This window comes from Bradyrhizobium erythrophlei (assembly GCF_042430365.1).
Lineage (GTDB): Bacteria > Pseudomonadota > Alphaproteobacteria > Rhizobiales > Xanthobacteraceae > Bradyrhizobium > Bradyrhizobium erythrophlei.
The window spans coordinates 1-20,250 of sequence record NZ_JBHMET010000034.1 but is presented as its reverse complement, the minus strand read 5'-3'; the positions used below and the strand labels follow the sequence as shown (position 1 = coordinate 20,250).

Here is a 20,250-nt window from a genome sequence, read left to right as displayed (position 1 = left end):
GCCCATGCCGGCGAACGTGGTGATCCGCACTCAGCTACACCACGCCACGGGGCACGATCCGACGGATAGAACAAGTCAATGAAACGCCCGTCAGTTGGACAGGGCTGTGCCTTGCATGGAGTAGGTGGCTCTATCCGAAGCAGCGGCGCGGGGCGGGAGCGCCGCGGTGGCCCGGACGCGCGACGGGCAGGACGCTCTCAGCTAAACGCGAAGGCGAGCAGGCTTGAGCACAGCAGCACTAGGCTCGCTGCCGTCAATGTCAGGAATCCGTCGGAGACTAAATCGTGGCTGCGCATGGTACACCTGCCTGATCCGATGCTGGTCCGAATTTATTAAAGCTTTCCGAACAGCTCTCTCTGGAAAGAGGTGATGCGTCTTTCCGCGTCAGCGGGCCCTTATCAGGCCCGATACCGATAGCCTTCCAAGGCGTGAGCCAAGAAGATCGCTGCACTCACCAGGCCCATAACCGCCGTAACCGTCTCAATCATCGCAAACTTCCTTTGCGCCCCGCACGCGAGAGAAAACGATTGCAACCTTGCACAGTCAAAAAGATTCAATTGTTGGAATTGAAGATGGCATTCGACTGATGATTTGCTGCAACAGTTTGTCTGATAGCGGGACACGTCGGGCAGGGGACGGCGGTCGCCGGCGGCCAATGGTCCGTAGATCAACGGATCGAGGGACAACCATTGATTCACCACGGCGCCACCGTGGCGCGGCTCACCCCATTTCCGCCGTGTTCCGGTTGCGATATCGTCACCCTCCGGTGCGGAGGTGGGCCGCATCGTGACGTCATGGACGTTGCAGCCTCGCAGTAGGCGCGCGTCCGGCAGAATGGTACTTGGGGTGATGGGGACTAGACGGCCAGATTCGATCGTCCGGACGGCGCGCGGCGCCGTTGCGGTGGCAACGTGCCTCCTCCTCGCCAACTGTGCCTCGTCGGGCAAATTCGCGAGTCGGGTTGATCCCAAGTACGGCGTGTCCTCCAGCCCGCGCGTGGTGGCGTTCGGCGACCCCGTGCCGAAAGGCGGCGGCACCTATCGCGTCGGCAAGCCTTACGTCGTCGCCGGGCGGACCTATGTGCCCGAGGAGGACGTGAACTACCGCGCCGAGGGCATCGCGTCCTGGTATGGCGATGACTTCCACGGCCGGCTGACCGCCAATGGCGAGGTGTTCGACATGGCCTCGCTCACCGCGGCCCATCCGACCCTGCCGATGCCGAGCTATGCGCGCGTCACCAATGTGAGCAACGGCAAATCGCTGATCGTCCGTGTCAACGACCGCGGCCCATACCACGGCAATCGGCTCATAGACGTCTCGAACAAAGCCGCAGAACTCCTTGAATTTAAAGGAAACGGCACCGCCAAGGTCCGTGTCGAATATGTCGGCCGGGCGCCGCTTGAAGGGTCCGACGACCGCCAGCTGATAGCGACCCTGCGTACCGGAACACCGGCCCCATCGCCGTCGACGGTCAGGATCGCCTCGGCCAAGCCCTTCGTTCCAGACCTGCCGTCGGCCGCCGGCCGTATCCGGGGTGATGTTCCGCTCCCGGAAGGGCGCCCCTACAGCCTCGGCAACACCCCTGCCGATTACGCCTCGATCAACGCCACGTCGGAAATGTCCGCCTCGAGCCGGTCGAGGGGCCGGGCGCAAGAGAACCCGCGGGCGGTCTCCTACGAGAATGATGAGCGCTACGCGGCCACTCCGGCAGCGTCCTATGTCCCGATCGACGCACGGGGCCCGGCCGAAGTCCTGAGTGGACGCGGCCTCTACTGAATCAACGCGTTCGCTCGGCTATTTGAGAAACGCGATCAATGCTGCGTTGACCTCGTCCGGTCGCTCCTGCTGGATCCAGTGCCCGGCGCCCTCGATGATCAGCTTCTGCTTCAGGTTCGGCAGCACGCGCTCCATGTCGGCGACACGCTTGGCGCCGATCAGGCCGGTGATCACCGAATCCCGCGATCCCGCAATGAACAGCGACGGCTGATGGATTTGCGCCCCCTGCCAGGGCGCGGTCAGTTCCCAATTACGATCGAGATTGCGGTACCAGTTGAGGCCGCCGCGGAAGCCGGACTGCCGATAGCCCTCGGCGAACTCGGCGATATCGGCGTCGGTCAGCCAGGCTGGGAGTGGGAGGCCGGTCGGCAGGTTCCCGAGGAAGCCCTTGGTCTCGTCCACGAACATCGAACTCGGATCGGAGACGCCACGCCCCAACACCAGCCGCATGGTGTGGGCGATGTCGCGTTCGAACTCCGCCTCGGCGACGCCGGGCGGCTGGAAGTACTGCCAGTAGAAATTGGTGATGCCGCTCTCGCGCAGCGTCTCGAGCGGACGCCCGCGTCCACGGAAGGGCGGCGGGACGCTGAGACCGGCGACCTTGGTGAAGATATCGGGGCGGAACAGGGCCGCATGCCAGGCCACCGGCGCGCCCCAGTCGTGGCCGACGATCATGGCCTGCTTTTCGCCAAGCGCTGCGATCAGCGCGACCATGTCACCGACCATATCGAAGATCGTGTAGGCGCCGACGTCATCAGGCGCGCTGGTCCGGCCAAAGCCGCGCATGTCGGGCGCGACGACGCGGAAGCCGGCGGCGGCGAGCGCGGTGATCTGGTGCCGCCAGGAGTAGGATAGTTCGGGCCAGCCGTGGCAGAGCACGACCAGTGGGCCTTGGCCCGCCTCGCGCACGAACATGTCGATGCCGTTGGCGGAAATGGTGCGTGAGGAGGACATCGCGTTTCCGCCCTGTTTGCCGGTTGTTCTGTCTTTGACTGGTTCCAAGGATAGGGACGTTTGCCGCAGGCGGCAATCCAAGCAGCCGTGCATAAGCGCAAAAACCTCAGTTGTTTGCGGTACTTCCAACTGTTAGAACGCAGCCTTTCAGGACATCGCCGATGGCAGCCGTGACCGCAAATCCCCGTACGTTCGCCGCTCGCGCGCCGCGGCGTTGGCGCGGGCTGCTTGTCGCCGTCGTGGCGTTCGCCGTCGGTTGCGGCGGGGTGGTCTACGCCGCCAACAACAGCATCCAGGGCGCCAAGAAGGAGGAGGGCGGGTTCGACGGCGACGCCCCGACCGCGATCCTGGTCGAGGCCTCCAGCGGCAGCGTCCTGTTCGAGAAGAACGCCGACGAACTGCGCGCGCCGTCCAGCATGATGAAGCTGATGACGGCCGAGGTGGTGTTCAACGCCGTCAAGAAGGGCGACATCAAGCTCACCGACGAGTACCGGATCAGCGAGAATGCCTGGCGGCGAGGTGGAGCGCCCGCCGGCGGTTCGACCATGTTCGCCGCGCTCCACAGCAAGGTGTCGGTCGACGACCTCCTGCACGGCGCGATCATCCAGAGCGGCAACGATGCCTGCATCGCGCTCGCCGAGGGAATGGCCGGCAACGAGTACACCTTTGCGACCGACTTCATGACCAAGCGCGCGCGCGAGCTCGGTCTCACCAAGTCGACCTTTGCCAATTCCAACGGGCTGCCGGACCCCGGCAACAAGATGACGGTACGGGAACTTGCGGTTCTCGCGCGCCACATCATTCGGACCTATCCCGAGATGTACAAACTGTTCGGCGAGAAGGAGTTCACCTGGAACAAGATCCGCCAGCAGAACCGTAATCCCTTGCTGAATGCGCTGAACGGCGCCGACGGGCTGAAGACAGGTTACACCAAGGAAGGCGGCTACGGCATGGTCGGCTCTGCCGTGCAGAACGACACGCGGCTGATCGTCGTGGTCAATGGCCTGGAGGATCCCGAGGACCGCGCCACGGAAGCCAAGAAGATGCTGGAATGGGGGTTCCGCAGCTTCGAGACGCGAACCCTGATCGCAGCTAACCAGCCGGTCGGCTACGCCAAGGTGTTCGGCGGCGAGAGCCGCTCGGTGAAACTCACTAGCCCCGATCCGATCAAGGTGATGGTCGCCAAGAACGGCAACGACAAGCTGATCGCGCGCATCATTTATAGCGGCCCGGTCAAGGCGCCGATCGCGGCCGGCCAGCGCGTCGGATTCGTCAGGGTCTGGCGCGGCGGCAACGTCGCAATGGAAGCGCCGGTTTTTGCCGCCGAAGCGGTCGGGACGGGATCGACGATGCGGCGCGCGCTCGATGGCGCCCAGGAGCTCGTCATCGGCATGTTCCGCGCCGGCGCCGAGAAGCTGTGACATGGCTGAACCCGCGGTCAAACGGCCAAGCTTGCGCGGCCGCTTCATCACCTTCGAGGGCGGCGAAGGCTCCGGCAAATCGACCCAGATCCGCAGGCTCGCCGAGCGGCTGGACGCCGCGAAACTGCGCGCCATCGTGACCCGCGAACCCGGCGGCTCGCCCGGCGCCGAGATCATCCGCCACCTCGTGCTGTCGGGAATGGGCAAGCTGCTCGGGCCGGACGCCGAGACGCTGCTGTTTGCCGCCGCGCGCGACGACCATGTGCGCACCGTCATCCTGCCGGCGCTCAACCAGGGCATCTGGGTGCTGTGCGACCGCTTCTTCGATTCCACACGCGCCTATCAAGGCCAACTCGGGGAGGTGCTGCCCGGCCTCGTCAACGCCATGCAGCGGGTCACGATCGGCGATCTCAAGCCCGACCTCACCATTATCCTGGACGTGCCAGTGGAGATCGGCCTGCAGCGCGCCGCGGCGCGGCGCGGCAGCGGCGTCGCCGACCGCTTCGAGGCTGAGGACGTCAAGTTCCATCAGGAGCTGCGCGACGCCTACAAGCAGATCGCCGCCGACGATCCGCAGCGCTGCGTCCTGATCGATGCCACCGCCGACCCCGACACGGTCGCGTCCCGCGTTTGGACCGCGCTGCGCGAGCATTTGCGCGCGGCGGCAACAGCGGCCAATTCCGCATGAGCGCGCGCAAGTCCGAGCAGGAGATCGCGGTTCGGCATCCGCGCGAGACGTCCGACCTGTTCGGACATCGCGAGGCGGAGACGGCCCTTCTCGACGCCTATCGCAGCGGCCGAATTCCCCACGCCTGGCTGATCGGCGGCGCGCAGGGCATCGGCAAGGCAACGCTGGCCTATCGCATGGCGCGGTTCGTGCTTGCGTTTCGCAATCCTCTCGCCTCCCAGGTGCAGCAGGCGCCGACGCTCAAGGTCGATCCCGCCGATCCGGTGGCGCGGCAGGTCGCGGCCGGCGCGCATGGTGGGCTGTTGGTGCTGGAGCGCGGCGTCAACGACCGCGGCGTGATGCGGACGGTGATCACCGTCGACGAGACGCGCGAAACGATTTCGTTCTTCGGTTCGACGGCCGCGGTCGACGGCTGGCGGGTCTGCATCGTCGACACCGTCGACGAGCTCAATCCCAATGCCGCGAACGCGCTGTTGAAGATCCTCGAGGAGCCGCCGCAGCAATCTCTGTTTCTCCTGGTCAGCCACGCGCCGTCGCGGGTCCTGCCGACGATCCTGTCCCGCTGCCGCAAATTGCTGCTGCGGCCGCTTGATGGCGGCGACGTCATCCGTGCTGCCGCGGCGGCGACCGATATTGCGGCCGACGATCCCGCACTCGTCGAGGCCGCGGCGGCCTCCGAGGGCAGCGTGGGCAGGGCGCTGTCGCTGCTCGGCGGCGATGCGCTCAAGCTGCAGCAGCGCACGGCCGCGGTACTTGCGACATTGCCGCGGGTCGATCCGCGCGAGCTGCATGCGTTGGGCGACGCGCTCGGCACCAGCGACCGCGTCGCGCTCGCCGCCTTTATCGACGGCATCGATCGCTGGATGAGCGAACGGCTCCGCGAAGGCGACGCCAATGCCAATTTGCCGCGCCTTGCACGGCTGGCGGAGGTATGGGAAAAGATCGTCCGCGCCGCGCGCGATACCGAAGCCTACAATCTGGAGCGCAAGCCGCTGGTTTTCTCGGTGTTTTCGATGCTTGCGGAAGCAACCCGGTAGACGCTTCTTCTGACAGCACTCCCGACAATTTCGATTTGATCTGCAAAGGAATTCGTGGTGGCGACCGCTAAGACAAAATCGTCCAGGAAAACGGCGAAGAAAAAGGCGAAGAAGACGAAAAAGGTTTCGCCTGTGCGCGTGACCAAGAAGGCGGCTGCCAAGAAGCGCTCGGCCAAGACCGGGCGTGTTGCCAAGAAGGCCAAGAAGACCGCGAAGAAAGCCGTCAAGAAATCGGCTGCGAAGAAGACCGCCAGGAAGACGGCCAGTAAGGCTCCGAAGAAGCCGGCGAAGACGGCGTCGAAAAAGGCCCCGGCCAAGGCTCCGGCGAACACTGCGACAAAGGCGAGCGCGCCTGCGCCCGCAAAGCCGGCTGCGCCGAAGGCGCCGGCTGTCAAAGCTGCTCCGAAGGCTGCCCCCGCGCCGCGGCAGCCGAAGCCCGCCGCGACATCGCCTGCGCCCGTGACCGCGCCGTCGCGCGGCAACATGTTCTACATCACGACCGCGATCGCCTACCCGAACGGCCAGCCGCATATCGGTCACGCCTACGAAGCGATCGCGACCGACGCGCTGGCGCGGTTCCAGCGGCTCGACGGCAAGGACGTGTTCTTCCTGACCGGCACCGACGAGCACGGGCTGAAGATGATCCAGACCGCGCAGAACGAGGGGCTTTTGCCGGCCGAGCTCGCTGCGCGCAACGCCGCCCGTTTCAGGGAGATGGACGAGCGGCTGAACGTCGAGTTCACCCGCTTTATCCGCACCACCGAAGAGCAGCATCATCGCTCCAGCCAGGCCATCTGGCAGCGCATGGCCGATAATGGCGACATCTATCTCGACAGCTATGCCGGCTGGTACTCGGTGCGCGACGAGGCCTATTACGCCGAGGACGAAACCGTGGTCGGCGAGGACAATGTTCGCCGTGGTCCGCAAGGCACACCGGTCGAATGGGTTGAGGAAAAGAGCTACTTCTTCAGGCTCTCCGCGTACCAGGACAAGCTGCTGCACCTCTATGAGAGCCAGCCTGATTTTATCGGGCCGGATTCGCGTCGCAACGAGGTCATCAGTTTTGTGAAGGGCGGGCTGAAGGACCTTTCGATCTCGCGCACGACCTTCGACTGGGGGGTCAAGGTGCCCAACGAACCCGAGCACGTGATGTATGTCTGGGTCGATGCGCTCACCAACTACATCACCGGGGTCGGCTTTCCCGACGAGACCAATGGTCATTGGCGCTACTGGCCGGCCGATGTGCACATCATCGGCAAGGACATTATCCGTTTCCACGCCGTATACTGGCCGGCCTTCCTGATGTCGGCCGGCATCCCCGTGCAGAAGCGCGTCTATGCGCACGGCTTCCTGTTCAACAGGGGCGAGAAGATGTCGAAGTCGGTCGGCAACGTCGTCGACCCTTTCAATCTCGCTGAACAGTACGGCGTCGACCAGGTGCGCTACTTCTTCCTGCGCGAGGTGCCGTTCGGGCAGGACGGCAACTACAACCACGAGGCCATCGTTGCGCGCATCAATGCCGACCTTGCCAACGACTTCGGCAATCTGGCGCAGCGCTCGCTGTCGATGATCGCAAAGCAGCTTGGCGGCGTGCTGCCGGAGCCGGGCGAATTCTCCGACAATGACAAGGCGATCCTGGCGCAGGCCGACGCGATGCTCGAGGCGTCGCGCAGTGCGATGGCGACACAGCAGATCCATCAATGGCTCAACACGGTCTGGGCCGTGGTCGCCGAAGCCAACCGCTACTTTGCGGGGGAGGCGCCATGGGCATTGGCAAAGACCGACCCAGCCAGGCAGAAGACGGTGCTCTATGTCACCGCCGAAGTGGTCCGTCAGATCGCGATCATGGCGCAGCCGGTGATGCCGGCGTCCTGCGCGAAGATGCTGGACAGCCTCGGCGTCCCCGCGGGCGAACGCAGCTTCGCGGCACTCGCTGAACGGCTCGAGCCGGGCACGGCCTTGCCGGCCCCCGTTGGCGTGTTCCCGCGCTACGTGGAACCCAAGACCGAGTGAGCGGTTCGGACGTCATGCTGGTCGACAGTCACTGCCACCTGGATTTTCCCGACTTCGCCGACGATCTCGACGGGATCGTTGGTCGCGCCGAGGCGGCCGGCGTCGGCCGGATCGTCACGATCTCGACGCGGGTGAAGCGGCTCGGCGCGCTGCTCGCGATCACCGAGCGGTTTCCGAATGTCTACTGCTCGGTCGGTACGCATCCGCATCAGGCCGACGAGGAAGACGGCATTCCCTCAAGTGAGCTGATCGAGCTCTCCAAGCACCCGAAGGTCGTGGCGCTCGGCGAGGCGGGGCTCGACTATTTCTACGAGCACGGCTCGCGTGAGGCCCAGGAGCGTGGCTTTCGCGCCCATATCGCCGCTGCGCGCGCCACCGGCCTGCCGCTTGTCATTCATACCCGCGAGGCCGACGAGGATTGCGGCCGCATCCTGGAAGACGAAGTCGCGAAGGGGCCGTTCAAGGCCGTCCTGCACTGTTACACCGGCGGGCGCGAGCTTGCGATGAAGGCGATCTCGCTCGGGCTGTCGATCTCGTTCACGGGCATCCTGACCTTCAAGAAATCCGACAGCTTGCGCGCGCTCGCGGCCGAATTGCCCGCCGACAGGATCATGGTCGAAACCGACGCACCGTATCTCGCGCCCGGCAAGTTCCGCGGCAAGCGCAACGAGCCGTCCTATGTGGTCGAGGTCGCCAAGGTGCTGGCGGAGACGCGCGGCGTGTCGCTCGAGGAGATCTCGCGGCAGACCACGGACAATTTCTTCCGCCTGTTCTCCAAGGTGCCGGCACCGAAAGAGGCCGCATGACCATAACCTTGACTGTCCTCGGCTGCGGCTCCTCCGCCGGCGTGCCGCGCCCGGCGCTCGGCTGGGGCGCCTGCGATCCCAAAAATCCCAAGAACCGACGACGCCGTTGCTCGCTATTGGTCGAACGCAACGGCGCGCACGGCAGCACGCGGATCGTGATCGACACCTCGCCCGACCTGCGCGAGCAACTCATCGACGCCGAGGTCGACCATATCGACGCGGTGTTCCTGACCCATGAGCACGCCGACCAGACCCACGGCATCGACGATCTGCGCTCGGTGGTGCTCCACCAGCGGCGCCGTATCCCGGTCTATTTCAACCAGTCGACCGCCAAGGACATCATGGCGCGGTTCTCGTACTGCTTCATCTCGCCGGAGGGCAGCGACTACCCGCCGATCCTGACACGTCATGGCATCGAGGCCGGCGAGAGCCACACGACCGAGGGGAAGGGCGGCCCGGTGAAGCTCGAAGCCTTCCTGGTTCACCATGGCAAGATTCCAGCGCTCGGCTTTCGGGTGGGCGATGCCGCCTATACGCCCGACCTGCACGACATTCCCGACGAGAGCTTTCCGGCGCTGGAAAACCTCGATCTCTGGATCGTCGACGGCCTGCGCTATGCCGGCCATCCCAGCCATTTCAGCGTCAGCGACGCTCTGTCCTGGATCGATCGCTTCAAGCCGAAGCGCGCCGTCATCACCAACATGCATTCCGACCTCGATTACGAGGTGCTGCGGCAAAGCCTGCCGTCCGGCGTCGTCCCGGGTTATGACGGCATGCGGCTCGAACTCGGCTAGGCCGAGATCGCCGTCGCCGACTCGACCTGGCTGCGCAGCAGGAACTTCTGGATCTTGCCGGTCGAGGTCTTCGGGATCGCGCCGAACACCACCGACTTGGGCGTCTTGAAGCCTGACATGTGCTGACGGCAATAGCTGATGATGTCGGCTTCCGTCGCGGTTGCTCCGTCCTTCAGCTCGATGAAGGCGCACGGCACTTCGCCCCATTTCGGATCGGGCTTTGCCACAACGGCCGCGAACAGCACGGCCGGGTGCTTGTACAGGATGTCCTCGACCTCGACGGAGGAGATATTCTCGCCGCCCGAGATGATGATGTCCTTGGAACGGTCCTTGATGATGACGTAGCCGTGCTCGTCGAGCACGCCGAGGTCGCCGGTGTGGAACCAGCCCCCGGCAAACGCCTCCTGGGTCGCCTTCTCGTTCTTGAGATAGCCCTTCATCACGATGTTGCCGCGGAACATGACCTCGCCGATGGTCTCGCCATCGCGCGGCACCTCGCGCATCGTCTCGGGATCGAGCACGGTCACGCCTTCCTGCAGCGGGTAGGGCACGCCCTGCCGGCGCTTCATCTGCGCGCGCTGGTCGGCCGGCAATTCATCCCAGCCGGGCTGCTCGGCGCAGACCGACGCCGGGCCGTAGACCTCGGTCAGGCCGTAGACATGGGTCAGCTTGATGCCGATGCTCTCTGCGCCTTCGAGCACGGCGACCGGCGGTGCAGCGCCCGCGATCAATCCGACCACGGGGTTTGCCTTGCCCTTGGGCGCATTCGGCGCGTTGATCAGCGTGTTGTAGACGATCGGCGCGCCGCACATATGGGTGACGCCGTGCTTCGGGATCAGCTCGAAGATCTTGGCGGGATCGACCTTGCGCAGGCAGACATTGACGCCCGCAGTCGCGGCCACCGTCCACGGGAAGCACCAGCCGTTGCAGTGGAACATCGGCAGCGTCCAGAGATAGACCGGGTGCTGGCCGAGATTGCCGGCGAGAATGTTGCTGACGGCGTTCAGATAGGCGCCGCGGTGATGCGTCACCACGCCCTTGGGATTGCCCGTCGTGCCCGAGGTGTAGCTCAGCGCGATCGCGTCCCATTCGTCGGCGGGCAGCCGCTCGACGAAATTGGGATCACCTTGCGCGACCGCCGCCTCGTACTCGATTTCGCCGATCCGTTTGCCGCCGGCGAACGCCGCGTCGTCAACGTCGACCACGAAAGGCTTGGGACCCTTCATGAGGGTCAACGCTTCCGCGATCACGGCGGAGAATTCGGGATCGACCAGGATGATCTTGGCGCCGGCATGGTCGAGCTGGAATGCGATCGACGGCGCGTCGAGGCGGATGTTGAGGGCGTTGAGCACCGCGCCCGTCATCGGCACGGCGAAATGCAGCTCGTTCATCGCCGGGACGTTCGCCAGCATCGCCGCGACGGTGTCGCCATGACCGATGCCGCGGCCGGCAAGCCACGAGGCGAAGCGCTTGCAGCGCTCATAGGTCTCTTTCCAGGTGAAGCTGCGCCCTTCGTAGACCGTGCTGACATGTTCCGGATAGACCGCGGCGGAACGTGCGAGGAAGCTCAGCGGCGTCAGCGGCACATAATTGGCCGGCGTCTTGTCCAAACCGACTGAGTACTGGTTCTGAGCTGCACTCATGGCTCTATCCCATCCGCAAAAAACTTACAGGAACCCGATCGAAATCCACGGGAAGATCGCGACGATGATTAGGCCGATCAGGAGCGCCAGCAGGTAGCCCCAGATCGGCCGGATACCCTCGGCCGGATCCACGCGCCCGATGGCGCAGGCGGCATAATAGCCGACCCCGAAAGGCGGTGCGAACAATCCGATGCCCATCGCCAGGATGATGATCATGGCGTAATGCACCTCATGCACGCCGACGGCGCGCGCGATCGGAAACAAGAGCGGCCCGAACAGCACGATCGCCGGAATGCCCTCGAGCACGCTGCCGAGGATGGTGAAGGCCAGGATCGAGACCGCAATGAAGCTCGCGGAGCCGCCGGGCAGGCCGGTCATGGCGGCAGCCAGCGCCCGCGAGAAGCCGGACTGGGTCAGGCCCCAGGCCATGCCGGTCGCTGTGCCGATGATCAGCAGGATGGCACCCGACAGACAGGCAGTCTCCACCAGCATGGGTATGATCCGCCGCCGGTCGAAATTGCGATAGATCAGCAGGCCGTAGATGAAGAAGCCGACGACGAAGGCATAGACGATGCCGATGGTGGACACCTCGGTCGCGGTCGCAATGCCCTCGACCACGGCGTAGCGGATCACGAAGGGCAGCGCGATCGCGGGCAGGGCGACGATCAGCGCCCGGACGATCTCGCTGCCGCTGGCGCGCCGCACGTGGCCGAGGTCCTCGCCACGGTAGCGCCACCACACCAACATCGAGAGCGTGATCGCCAGCACCACGCCGGGCAATAACCCGCCGGTGAACAGCGCGGCGATCGAGACACCAGTCACCGAACCGATCGTGATCAAGACCAGCGAGGGCGGAATGGTCTCGGTCTGCGCGCCGGTCGCAGCGAGCAGGGCGACGAGGTCGCCCGGCTTGGCGCCCCGCGCCTTCATCTCCGGAAACAGCACCGGCGCAACCGCGGCCATGTCGGCGGCCTTGGAGCCCGAAATACCCGACACCAGGTACATCGCCCCGACCAGCACGTAATGCAGGCCGCCGCGAACATGGCCGAGCAAGCTCGCCAGGAACGCGACCATGGCGCGCGCCATGCCAGTCATCTCGATCAAGAGGCCGAGGAACACGAACAGCGGCACCGAGAGCAGGATCAGATGGCTCATGCCCTCGTCCATCCGGCCGACCAGCACCATCAGCGGCGTGCTGGTCGTGAGCGCCAGATAGCCATAGGTGGCGAGCCCGAAGCCGAACGCGATCGGGACGCCTGCGAAGACGCAGAAGCCGGCGACGCCGACGAAGAAGATGATGAGGTTCAGGTTGCCGAGCGGCTTGAACGAGCCCTTGAGCAGCCAGAACACGGCAATGATGGCCGAAACCGACACGATCGCCGCCAGCACCGTCCTGACGTTGCCGGCGCGGATGAGCCGCAGCAGCGCAAACAGCGCCATTAGGCCGATGCCGACCGGCAGCGCCGCGGCGCGCCAGCTGTTCATGATCTGCAGCGCCGGTGTCGTGATGTAGCTTTCCTCGTAGGCGTATTCGTAGGACGGCCAGGCGATCATCACGAGGAACGCCAGCGCAGCGCAGGTCGCGACCAGATCGAGATAGGCCCGCATTGCCGGGCGCGCATTGGCGACGATCGCGGTCATCCGCATATGCTCGGCGCGGCGAAACGCGACCGCGGCGCCAAGCATCGCCAGCCACAGGAACAGGATCGACGCCAGCTCGTCCGACCAGATCAACGGCTGGTGCAGCACGTAGCGCGCAACCACGCCGGCAAACAGGATGACGATCTCGGCGACGACCAACAGCGCCGCCGGGATTTCCACCAGCGCGCCGAGCAAGGCGTCCAGCGACGCAAGGAACGACCGGCGGCGAGGGGAGTGATCCACCTCGCCGCCCACCGCTTCTGTCAACTCGGCATGAGCCATGACGGCCCCCTGCACTCAGGCATTCTTATTGTGACTACGACAGCTTGCCGACCGACTTTTCCAGGAGATCCCAGGCCTGTTCGCCGTACTTGCCCTTCCATTCGGCATAGAAGCCAGCCGCCTTCAGCTTCTCGCGGAACGGCGCCACGGTGGGCTGGTTGAAGGTCAGGCCCTTGGTCGCCAGTTCCTGCTGCAGATTGGCGTTCAGCTTGGCGACGTCGGCGCGCTCGTTGACCGCGGCCGCGTTGATGTTCTTGGCGACGACGGTACGTATATCCTCCGGCAGCTTTTCCCAGGCGCGGCGGTTGGCCAGGAACCAGAAGCCGTCCCACATGTGGTTGGTCAGCGAACAATACTTCTGCACTTCGTAGAGTTTCGCGGTCGAGATGATCGCCAGCGGATTTTCCTGGCCCTCGACGATCTTGGTCTGCAGCGCCGAATAGACCTCGCTGAAATTGATCGAGGCCGGCGACGCATCGAACGCCTTGAACATCGAGGTCCACAGCGGCGAGACCGGCACGCGGATCTTGAATCCCTTGAAGTCCTCCGGGCCGTTGATCGGCTTGGTCGACGCCGTGGTCTGGCGGAAGCCGTTGTCCCAGATCTTGTCCATGACCTCGAGACCGGCCTTCTTGATCTCGCCGCGGACATAGGCGCCAAGACCGCCGTCCATGGCCTTCCAGACCGTGTCGTAGTCCGGGAACGCGAAGCCGATGCCGTTGATCGAGGCGGCCGGAACCAGCGTCGCCAGGATCAGTCCCGACAGCGTGAAGAACTCGACGCCGCCGGAGCGAATCTGGCTCAGCATGTCGGTGTCGGAGCCGAGCTGGTTGTTGGGGAAGATCTGCAGGTCGAACTTGCCGTTGGTCTCGGCCTTGATCGCCGCCGCCATTTCCTTGGCGCGCACGTTCATTGGATGGCCGTCCGGGAGATTGTTGGCGTACTTGTAGGTGAACTCGGCCGTCTGGGCGCGCGCCACCAATGGCGCGCCAATCCCGCCCAGGACGGCGGAAGCGGCGGAGGCCTTCAGAAGCGTGCGTCGTGAAAAGCTCATCGGTTTCTCCCTCGAGAGGCTTGTTGTTCTTGTCATCCTATACGGACCTGATGCCGTGGGGTCACCAGTGATCTCGTGCGCAAGGCCGCTTATTGCAGCGTCCGTACGCCGCGGCAATATCGGCTTTCAGACGATGCGATCGGTCGTGGCAAATCAGGTCGTCGATCGGGATCGGCGCGCGTCGGCTCAGCGCAAGCGGGCGCCGAGGGCTCCAGCGGCAAACCGCGATATCTGCGAAGAATTCCCGCTAAATATCTGATCTAATTGTAGATATAAATATTCCATAATATACCTTATGCGAATTCAGGATGTAGAACCCCGTTTAAAGGGTCACACCTCTCCTCATTAGAGATGTCACTTTTTCCCAGGCGCGGTGCCTTGGGAGTTTGGTGTGATGACGGTGCTGTCGATGAGCCGAACGGAGATCGACCGGGTTCACGTATTGCGGGATGTGGTTGCGGAGCGGATCACGGCGCGAGAGGCCGCGCAGCTGATGCGGGTGACGCGCAGGCAGATATTTCGGCTGTTGAAGGCCTACCGCTCTGGCGGGCCGGCGGCGCTGATCTCGAAGAAGCGCGGCAAGCCCAGCAACCGGTCGTATCCGGCGGTTGTCCGCACCGAGGCGCTGGCGCTGATCAAGGCCAAGTATGCGGATTTCGGCCCGACGCTGGCGGCGGAGAAGCTGGCGGAGCGGCATGGTTTGCATTTTGGGGTCGAGACAGTGCGGCGCTGGATGCTGGCCGACGGGATCTGGCAGGATCGTCGGCAGCGGCTCAAACGGGTTTACCAGCCGCGGCACCGTCGCGACTGTGTAGGCGAGCTGATCCAGATCGACGGATCTGAGCACTGGTGGTTCGAGGACCGCGGCCCGCAATGCACGCTGCTCGTCTTTATCGATGATGCGACCAGCCGCCTGATGCACCTGCGCTTCGTGGAGACGGAATCGACCTTTGATTATTTTGCCGCGACGCGCGCCTATTTGGAGCGCTACGGCAAGCCGATTGCGTTTTACTCGGACAAGCACGCGACGTTCCGGGTCAACAAGGTCGGCGCGATCGGCGGTGATGGCATGACCCAGTTTGGCCGGGCGCTGCACGAGCTCAACATCGATATCATTTGTGCCAACGCTCCGCAGGCCAAGGGGCGCGTCGAACGCGCCAATGGAACGCTGCAGGATCGTTTGGTGAAGGAGATGCGGCTTGCCGGGATCTCGACGATTGAAGCCGGCAACGCGTTCCTGCCGGCGTTCTTGGAGGACTACAATCGACGGTTTGCGAAGGCGCCGCTCAGCGACAAGGACGTTCACCGGCCACTCGCTGAGCACGACGATGTTGACAATGTTTTCGCCTGGAAGGAGGAGCGCACGGTGTCGCAGAGTCTGACGCTGCAGTACGACAAGGTGCTGTTCATCCTGGAGCCGAACGAGATCACCACCTCGCTGGCCCGCCAGCGGGTGATGCTGTTCGACTATCCGGATGGGCGGCTTGTGATCAAGCACAATGGGCGGGCATTGCCCTACCGCACGTTCGACAAGGTGCGGCAGGTCGACCAGGCGGCGATTGTCGAGAACAAGCGGCTTGGGCCGGTTCTGGCGTACATTGCCGAGCAGCAAAAGCTGCTCAACGTCACTCGCAGCCAAAGAGCCCCGCGCCGGCGCGGCCAGGGCAAGAGCCTGTTCAAGGCAGGCTGAGGCTTCTCCGATCTTCAGCCGCCAGGGCGCGCGCTCATCCGGGCGCCCGGCCGCTGCGCAACCCCGGCCAGCTCCGCGTCCGGGCGCCCTCCTCTGGGGAAGTGACATTTCTAATGAGCGCAAACTGTGACTTGTCTATCGGGTTCTGACACAGGATATGGATGTGCGGGTGTCGGCTGGGCCGAACCCTCACGGCCAGATCGCGTTCAGGAGCTCGGCCAATCGGGCCCCGCCCTTGGCCAGCTGCTTGCGTTTGATTGCGTCCGCGGCCTGCAGATAGTCGACGTGATTGTCGTAGGTCGCAGTCCACTTCGATCGCGCCGGCGGTGGCGTCGGCTTGAAGCTCACGCCCTTGAACGCGTCGTGTGCGACCAGCAGCGTGTCGGTCGCCCAGGCTGCGGGCCAGCCGTCCAGCGTGCCCTGGCTCGGTGCGACCGACTTCGCGGCGTCCACCAGCTCGCTGGTGGCGCCATCCCCGAGGTCGGTTGGGATGTCGTCCCATTCATGGTGCAGGTTGATGGTCTGGAACGGGACTGCGACGCCGTCCAGGATCGCATTGCCGCCGATGGTATCGGTGTCCGGATCGACCTTGTGGGCGGCGTCGGGATCGACCAGTCTGCCATTGGCATCGAGGTAGACCGAGCCGACATGCAGCGGCTGGTGCAGGTCGCCCATCAGGTGCGCCAGCAGGAGCAGCGCCTCCTTCTTGTCCTTGATCGAGAACGGGAACGGCGGCGGGATCGGCCTGCCCTGGAGAACCGCGACCGCAGCACCGATCGCGGCGATCAGGTCGTGCGGGTTGGTGCCCTGCAGGTTGCGGTCGAACACGCTGCGCTGGATCGCGACGTCGACGAAATGAAAGGTGTTGTGGCAGCCGCGCTCGAAGCCGTCGGGCGCATAGGAGCAGGTCGACCAGTTGCGCGCCGCGTAATCCACCATCCGCGCCCTCTCCCGCGCCGAATTGAACGGCGTACACGGCACCTCGAATTCGAGGTGTTCGGGGTCGACCTCGTAGTGGAATTTGCCGTCGTCGTGGCGGACGACGCTCTTCACGCAATCCGGCCAGGGCCCGGCCTTGCGCAGATCGATGCCGCTGGTGTCGACGTCGTTGAGGATCTGCTGGACCTGCGCCTTCGCGGCGGGCTTCAGCAACTGGTCCGCGATTGCGCCGACGACGTGGTGGCCCTGATAGCCCCAGGCTGACGCTGCCGTTGGAGCAAACAAACACACGGCAAGCCAGCAGCACGCGGACAGAGCTCTCGACATCCCTCGACCTCGCCATTCGATTGCCTCACGATGGTTGTATTGTACGCATCTAACAACCAGAGGACAATGGGGGAGCCACCGGGCAGGTGCGGCTCGAAACGTCAGCGCCCCCTGAAGCGCGGCTTCCGCCGGCCAAGGAACGCCTCGACGCCCTCCTTGTGGTCCTCGGTCAGGCTTGCCAGTGCGAACTGGTCGAGGTCCATGTGGCTTGCGAGGTCGTCGAGCGCATGGGCAAGGCGGTTGACGGTGAGCTTGGTCATCGCAACCGAGATCGGCGGTTGGGCGGCAACCTTGGCCGCGAGTGCCATCGCAGCCTCGAGTGACTTGCCGGGATCGGTCACCTGCTCCACCAGGCCCCATTTGTAGGCGTCGTCGGCCGAGATCCGGTCGTCGGCCAGGATCACGGCCTGCTTGGCGCGCGCCGGGCCCATCAAATGCAGCATGCGCGGCACGCTCTGCCAGCTCATGTTCATGCCAAGCCCGATTTCCGGCACCCGCATATGCGCATCGCGCGCCATGATCCGGAAATCCAGCGCGACCGCGAGCGCCACGCCGCCGCCGACGCAATAGCCCTCGATGGCGCCGATCGTGACCTGCTCCATGTCCTGCCACGCCCGCGTCAGCCGCGGCCCGAGCTTCAGGTGACGGCGCAGCGTGCCCAAGTCCATGGTCCGCCGTGCCCGCCCCTCGGCGTCCTTCAGGTCGAAGCCCGCGCTGAAGGATTTCGCGCCACCGGTCAGCACGACGACGGAGGTCCCGCCATCATCCTCAAAGCTGCGCGCGGCGTCGGTGAGCTGGCGCAGTGCCTCCGGCGACAGCGCATTGATGCCGTCGCCGCGGTCGAACCGCACCACGGCGATGCGTCCCTCGGGCCCGAGGCCTTTCTCGATCGTCACGTAATCAGCCACGCAATACCTCCCTGCTCGCGCTGTTTTGTAAAATGCTAGCAAACCGCTCGCCTCGACACAGCATGGCAACTTCGCCTATCTTCTCCGGCATGAGCGGACATGACCACGACCATCATCACCACGATCACGACCATTCGGACTTGTCGGAGACCGAGCTGCGCGTGCGCGCGCTGGAATCGATCCTGACCGAGAAGGGCTATGTCGAGCCCGCCTCGCTCGATCTGTTGATCGAGCTCTATGAGAAGAAGATCGGGCCGCGCAACGGCATCCGCGTCGTGGCCAAGGCCTGGAGCGATCCGGCCTATCGCGAGCGGCTGATGCAGGACGCGACCAAGGCGATCGCCGAGCTCGATTTTTCCGGCCGTCAGGGCGAGCATATGGTTGTGGTCGAGAACACACCGGACCAGCACAACATGGTCGTCTGCACGCTGTGCTCTTGCTATCCGCATCCGGTGCTCGGGCTGCCGCCGGTCTGGTACAAATCCGCGCCCTACCGCTCGCGCGCGGTCGCCGACCCGCGCGGCGTGCTGAAGGATTTTGGCGTCACCCTGCCTGACACGACCAGGATCCGGGTCTGGGATTCGACCGCCGAGATCCGCTACCTCGTGCTGCCGATGCGTCCCGCCGGCACCGAGGGCTGGAGCGAGGAGCAGCTCGCCGAGCTCGTCACTCGCGACAGCATGATCGGCACCGGATTGCCGAAACAGCCCGGCGAGGCTGCCTGATGGACGGTGCGCATGACATGGGCGGCGCGAAGGGCTTTGGTCCCGTGGTGCCCGAGGCGAACGAGCCGGTGTTCCACGCCGAGTGGGAACGTCGCGCCTTTGCCATCACGGTCGCGATGGCGCGGCCCGGCGGCTGGAACATCGACATGTCGCGCTTTGCGCGCGAGAACCGTCCGCCCGAGGACTATCTCAGCAAGAGCTATTTCCAGATCTGGCTCGCGGGCCTCGAGACGCTGATGATCGAGCGCGGGTTGGTGTCCCGCGAGGAGATCGAGGCCGGCCGCGTGCTCTCCCCGCCCAAGCCCGGGGTCAAGCCGATCGCGCCGAACGAGGTGACGCCGGCGATCCGCCGCGGCGGCCCGACCGAGCGTCAGCCTGCGGCCCCTGCGCTGTTCAATGTCGGCGACACGGTGCGGATGACGGACATCCATCCGCCGACCCACACCCGCCTGCCCCAATATGTCCGCGGCCATCTCGGTACCGTCGAATTGAACCACGGCTGCCACGTGTTTCCCGACCTCAACGCGCAAGGCAAGGGCGAGAACCCGGAATGGCTTTACACCGTCCGCTTCGACGGGCCTGAGCTCTGGGGCGCGGGCTCCGACCCGACACTGAGCGTCTCGGTCGACGCCTGGGAATCCTATCTGGAGCGCGCCTGATGCCCCTCGGTCCGCAACAGGCGATGCGTGCTGCGGTCGCTGTCCCCGGCGTGCCCCGTGACGAGGACGGTCCGGTGTTCCGCGAGCCGTGGGAGGCGCGCGCCTTCGCCATGGCGCTGGCACTGCACGAGGCCGGCGTCTTCACCTGGAAGGAATGGGCGGAGACCTTGGGCGTGCAAATCAAGCGCGCGCAGGCCGAAGGCGATCCCGACACCGGCGAGACCTACTACCGGCACTGGCTGGCAACGCTGGAGACGCTGGTCGCCGCCAAGGGCGTGACGACATCGGACAATCTGCACCGCTACCGCGACGCCTGGGACCACGCCGCCGATCGCACGCCGCATGGCAAGCCGATCGAGCTGACGCCGGCGGATTTCGAGTAGCTGTTCGCGCCCCTCGTCCACCGAGTTGTGCCACTATCAGCCCCGTTATCCTGAGGCGCTCGCGCAGCGAGCCTCGAAGGATGCACGGCCGGGGTGCGTCCGCACGGAGAGAGCCGGGCCGTCGTGCTTCAAGACGGCCGCTTCGCGGCTTCCTCAGCATGACGGGGATAGACTTGTGCGCGGTTGTTTCCGTCGTCATTGCGAGGAGCGAAGCGACGAAGCAATCCATGCATCCACATACGCGGACCCATGGATTGCTTCGCTTCGCTCGCAATGACGCGGCTAATTCCTGATTCAATTGTCAAATAACTGAGTGGATGCACGTCCGCATTCTCGCGGCATGTTCCGCCCGAGCCTTGCAACTCGTTCCGCCCTCTTCTCAAGCAGAGGGCGCAGGGAAAGCCGGGTGCCGATTGCACCCATGGGTCCCGTGCAACGAAAAGCACGGGAGGTAGGACCACAGGTGAAACCGGAAAACACGCCGGCTTTCCCTGCGCGATGGGTTACGGC

The 20,250-nt window shown here is 64.7% G+C and carries 19 protein-coding genes; 11 read left to right on the top strand and 8 right to left on the bottom strand.

What is annotated here, in order from left to right; translation table 11 throughout:
• Positions 1-398: 398 nt before the first annotated feature.
• Positions 399-785, bottom strand: a complete 387-nt coding sequence (locus tag ACFFWD_RS04925; protein ID WP_376962031.1) for a hypothetical protein — start codon at positions 783-785, stop codon at positions 399-401.
• A gap of 64 nt (positions 786-849) precedes the next feature.
• Between ACFFWD_RS04925 and ACFFWD_RS04920 the strand changes: the two genes are divergently transcribed.
• A complete protein-coding gene (locus tag ACFFWD_RS04920; RefSeq protein ID WP_376962037.1) occupies positions 850-1,776 on the top strand; it encodes a septal ring lytic transglycosylase RlpA family protein in 927 nt (308 codons plus the stop codon).
• An 18-nt stretch (positions 1,777-1,794) separates the two neighbouring features.
• Here ACFFWD_RS04920 and ACFFWD_RS04915 read toward each other — a convergent pair whose 3' ends face one another.
• Entirely contained in the window at positions 1,795-2,730 is a 936-nt protein-coding gene (locus tag ACFFWD_RS04915) for an alpha/beta fold hydrolase (RefSeq protein WP_376962029.1), read from the bottom strand.
• 161 nt (positions 2,731-2,891) lie between these two features.
• Here ACFFWD_RS04915 and ACFFWD_RS04910 point away from each other — a divergent pair, with 161 nt between their 5' ends.
• The 3 genes from ACFFWD_RS04910 to ACFFWD_RS04900 are packed head-to-tail and all read left to right on the top strand — an operon-like array spanning position 2,892 to position 5,876.
• Positions 2,892-4,151, top strand: a complete 1,260-nt coding sequence (locus tag ACFFWD_RS04910; RefSeq protein WP_376962027.1) for a D-alanyl-D-alanine carboxypeptidase family protein — start codon at positions 2,892-2,894, stop codon at positions 4,149-4,151.
• A gap of 1 nt (position 4,152) precedes the next feature.
• A complete protein-coding gene (gene tmk, locus ACFFWD_RS04905) occupies positions 4,153-4,839 on the top strand; it encodes a dTMP kinase (RefSeq protein ID WP_376962025.1) in 687 nt (228 codons plus the stop codon).
• Positions 4,836-5,876 carry a DNA polymerase III subunit delta' gene (locus tag ACFFWD_RS04900; protein WP_376962023.1) on the top strand — a complete coding sequence of 347 codons (1,041 nt, stop codon included), beginning with the start codon at positions 4,836-4,838 and terminating at the stop codon, positions 5,874-5,876. Before tmk ends, ACFFWD_RS04900 begins: the two co-directional genes overlap by 4 nt.
• Here the strand turns inward: ACFFWD_RS04900 and ACFFWD_RS04895 are convergent.
• Positions 5,810-6,361 carry a hypothetical protein gene (locus ACFFWD_RS04895; protein WP_376962021.1) on the bottom strand — a complete coding sequence of 184 codons (552 nt, stop codon included), beginning with the start codon at positions 6,359-6,361 and terminating at the stop codon, positions 5,810-5,812. The two genes, ACFFWD_RS04900 and ACFFWD_RS04895, sit on opposite strands and share 67 nt — an antisense overlap.
• Here ACFFWD_RS04895 and metG point away from each other — a divergent pair.
• Genes metG through ACFFWD_RS04880 form a run of 3 tightly spaced genes read left to right on the top strand, consistent with a single transcriptional unit; the run spans position 6,360 to position 9,489 of the window.
• A complete protein-coding gene (metG, locus tag ACFFWD_RS04890) occupies positions 6,360-7,889 on the top strand; it encodes a methionine--tRNA ligase (protein ID WP_376962019.1) in 1,530 nt (509 codons plus the stop codon). The genes ACFFWD_RS04895 and metG overlap by 2 nt on opposite strands.
• A gap of 14 nt (positions 7,890-7,903) precedes the next feature.
• Positions 7,904-8,695: a TatD family hydrolase gene (locus ACFFWD_RS04885; protein ID WP_376962035.1), complete on the top strand. Its 792-nt coding sequence runs from the start codon at positions 7,904-7,906 to the stop codon at positions 8,693-8,695.
• The gene (locus ACFFWD_RS04880) at positions 8,692-9,489 is read left to right on the top strand and encodes an MBL fold metallo-hydrolase (protein ID WP_376962017.1); all 798 of its coding nucleotides are present in this window, start codon (positions 8,692-8,694) and stop codon (positions 9,487-9,489) included. Before ACFFWD_RS04885 ends, ACFFWD_RS04880 begins: the two co-directional genes overlap by 4 nt.
• Here ACFFWD_RS04880 and ACFFWD_RS04875 read toward each other — a convergent pair.
• Genes ACFFWD_RS04875 through ACFFWD_RS04865 form a run of 3 tightly spaced genes read right to left on the bottom strand, consistent with a single transcriptional unit; the run spans position 9,486 to position 14,109 of the window.
• A complete protein-coding gene (locus tag ACFFWD_RS04875; RefSeq protein ID WP_376962015.1) occupies positions 9,486-11,132 on the bottom strand; it encodes an acyl-CoA synthetase in 1,647 nt (548 codons plus the stop codon). The genes ACFFWD_RS04880 and ACFFWD_RS04875 overlap by 4 nt on opposite strands.
• A 24-nt stretch (positions 11,133-11,156) precedes the next feature.
• The gene (locus ACFFWD_RS04870; RefSeq protein WP_376962013.1) at positions 11,157-13,055 is read right to left on the bottom strand and encodes a TRAP transporter large permease; all 1,899 of its coding nucleotides are present in this window, start codon (positions 13,053-13,055) and stop codon (positions 11,157-11,159) included.
• A 34-nt stretch (positions 13,056-13,089) separates the two neighbouring features.
• Complete coding sequence (locus ACFFWD_RS04865; protein WP_376962011.1) at positions 13,090-14,109, bottom strand: TRAP transporter substrate-binding protein; 1,020 nt, start codon at positions 14,107-14,109, stop codon at positions 13,090-13,092.
• Positions 14,110-14,503: 394 nt separating this feature from the next.
• Here ACFFWD_RS04865 and ACFFWD_RS04860 point away from each other — a divergent pair, with 394 nt between their 5' ends.
• Positions 14,504-15,799: an ISNCY family transposase gene (locus ACFFWD_RS04860; protein ID WP_376962009.1), complete on the top strand. Its 1,296-nt coding sequence runs from the start codon at positions 14,504-14,506 to the stop codon at positions 15,797-15,799.
• A 189-nt stretch (positions 15,800-15,988) separates the two neighbouring features.
• On the opposite strand, the gene ACFFWD_RS04855 is transcribed toward ACFFWD_RS04860, so the two are convergent.
• Together ACFFWD_RS04855 and ACFFWD_RS04850 are read right to left on the bottom strand one after the other, a co-directional pair.
• A complete protein-coding gene (locus ACFFWD_RS04855; RefSeq protein WP_376962007.1) occupies positions 15,989-17,065 on the bottom strand; it encodes a S1/P1 nuclease in 1,077 nt (358 codons plus the stop codon).
• A 101-nt stretch (positions 17,066-17,166) separates the two neighbouring features.
• A complete protein-coding gene (locus ACFFWD_RS04850) occupies positions 17,167-17,973 on the bottom strand; it encodes an enoyl-CoA hydratase/isomerase family protein (RefSeq protein WP_376962005.1) in 807 nt (268 codons plus the stop codon).
• 89 nt (positions 17,974-18,062) lie between these two features.
• Between ACFFWD_RS04850 and nthA the strand changes: the two genes are divergently transcribed.
• From nthA to ACFFWD_RS04835, 3 genes are read left to right on the top strand one after another with little or no spacing between them, the layout of a single operon-like run.
• The gene (gene nthA / locus ACFFWD_RS04845) at positions 18,063-18,698 is read left to right on the top strand and encodes a nitrile hydratase subunit alpha (RefSeq protein ID WP_376962033.1); all 636 of its coding nucleotides are present in this window, start codon (positions 18,063-18,065) and stop codon (positions 18,696-18,698) included.
• The gene (gene nthB / locus ACFFWD_RS04840) at positions 18,698-19,357 is read left to right on the top strand and encodes a nitrile hydratase subunit beta (RefSeq protein WP_376962003.1); all 660 of its coding nucleotides are present in this window, start codon (positions 18,698-18,700) and stop codon (positions 19,355-19,357) included. Before nthA ends, nthB begins: the two co-directional genes overlap by 1 nt.
• Complete coding sequence (locus ACFFWD_RS04835) at positions 19,357-19,740, top strand: nitrile hydratase accessory protein (protein ID WP_376962001.1); 384 nt, start codon at positions 19,357-19,359, stop codon at positions 19,738-19,740. The genes nthB and ACFFWD_RS04835 overlap by 1 nt, the downstream gene beginning before the upstream one ends.
• Positions 19,741-20,250 lie beyond the last annotated feature (510 nt).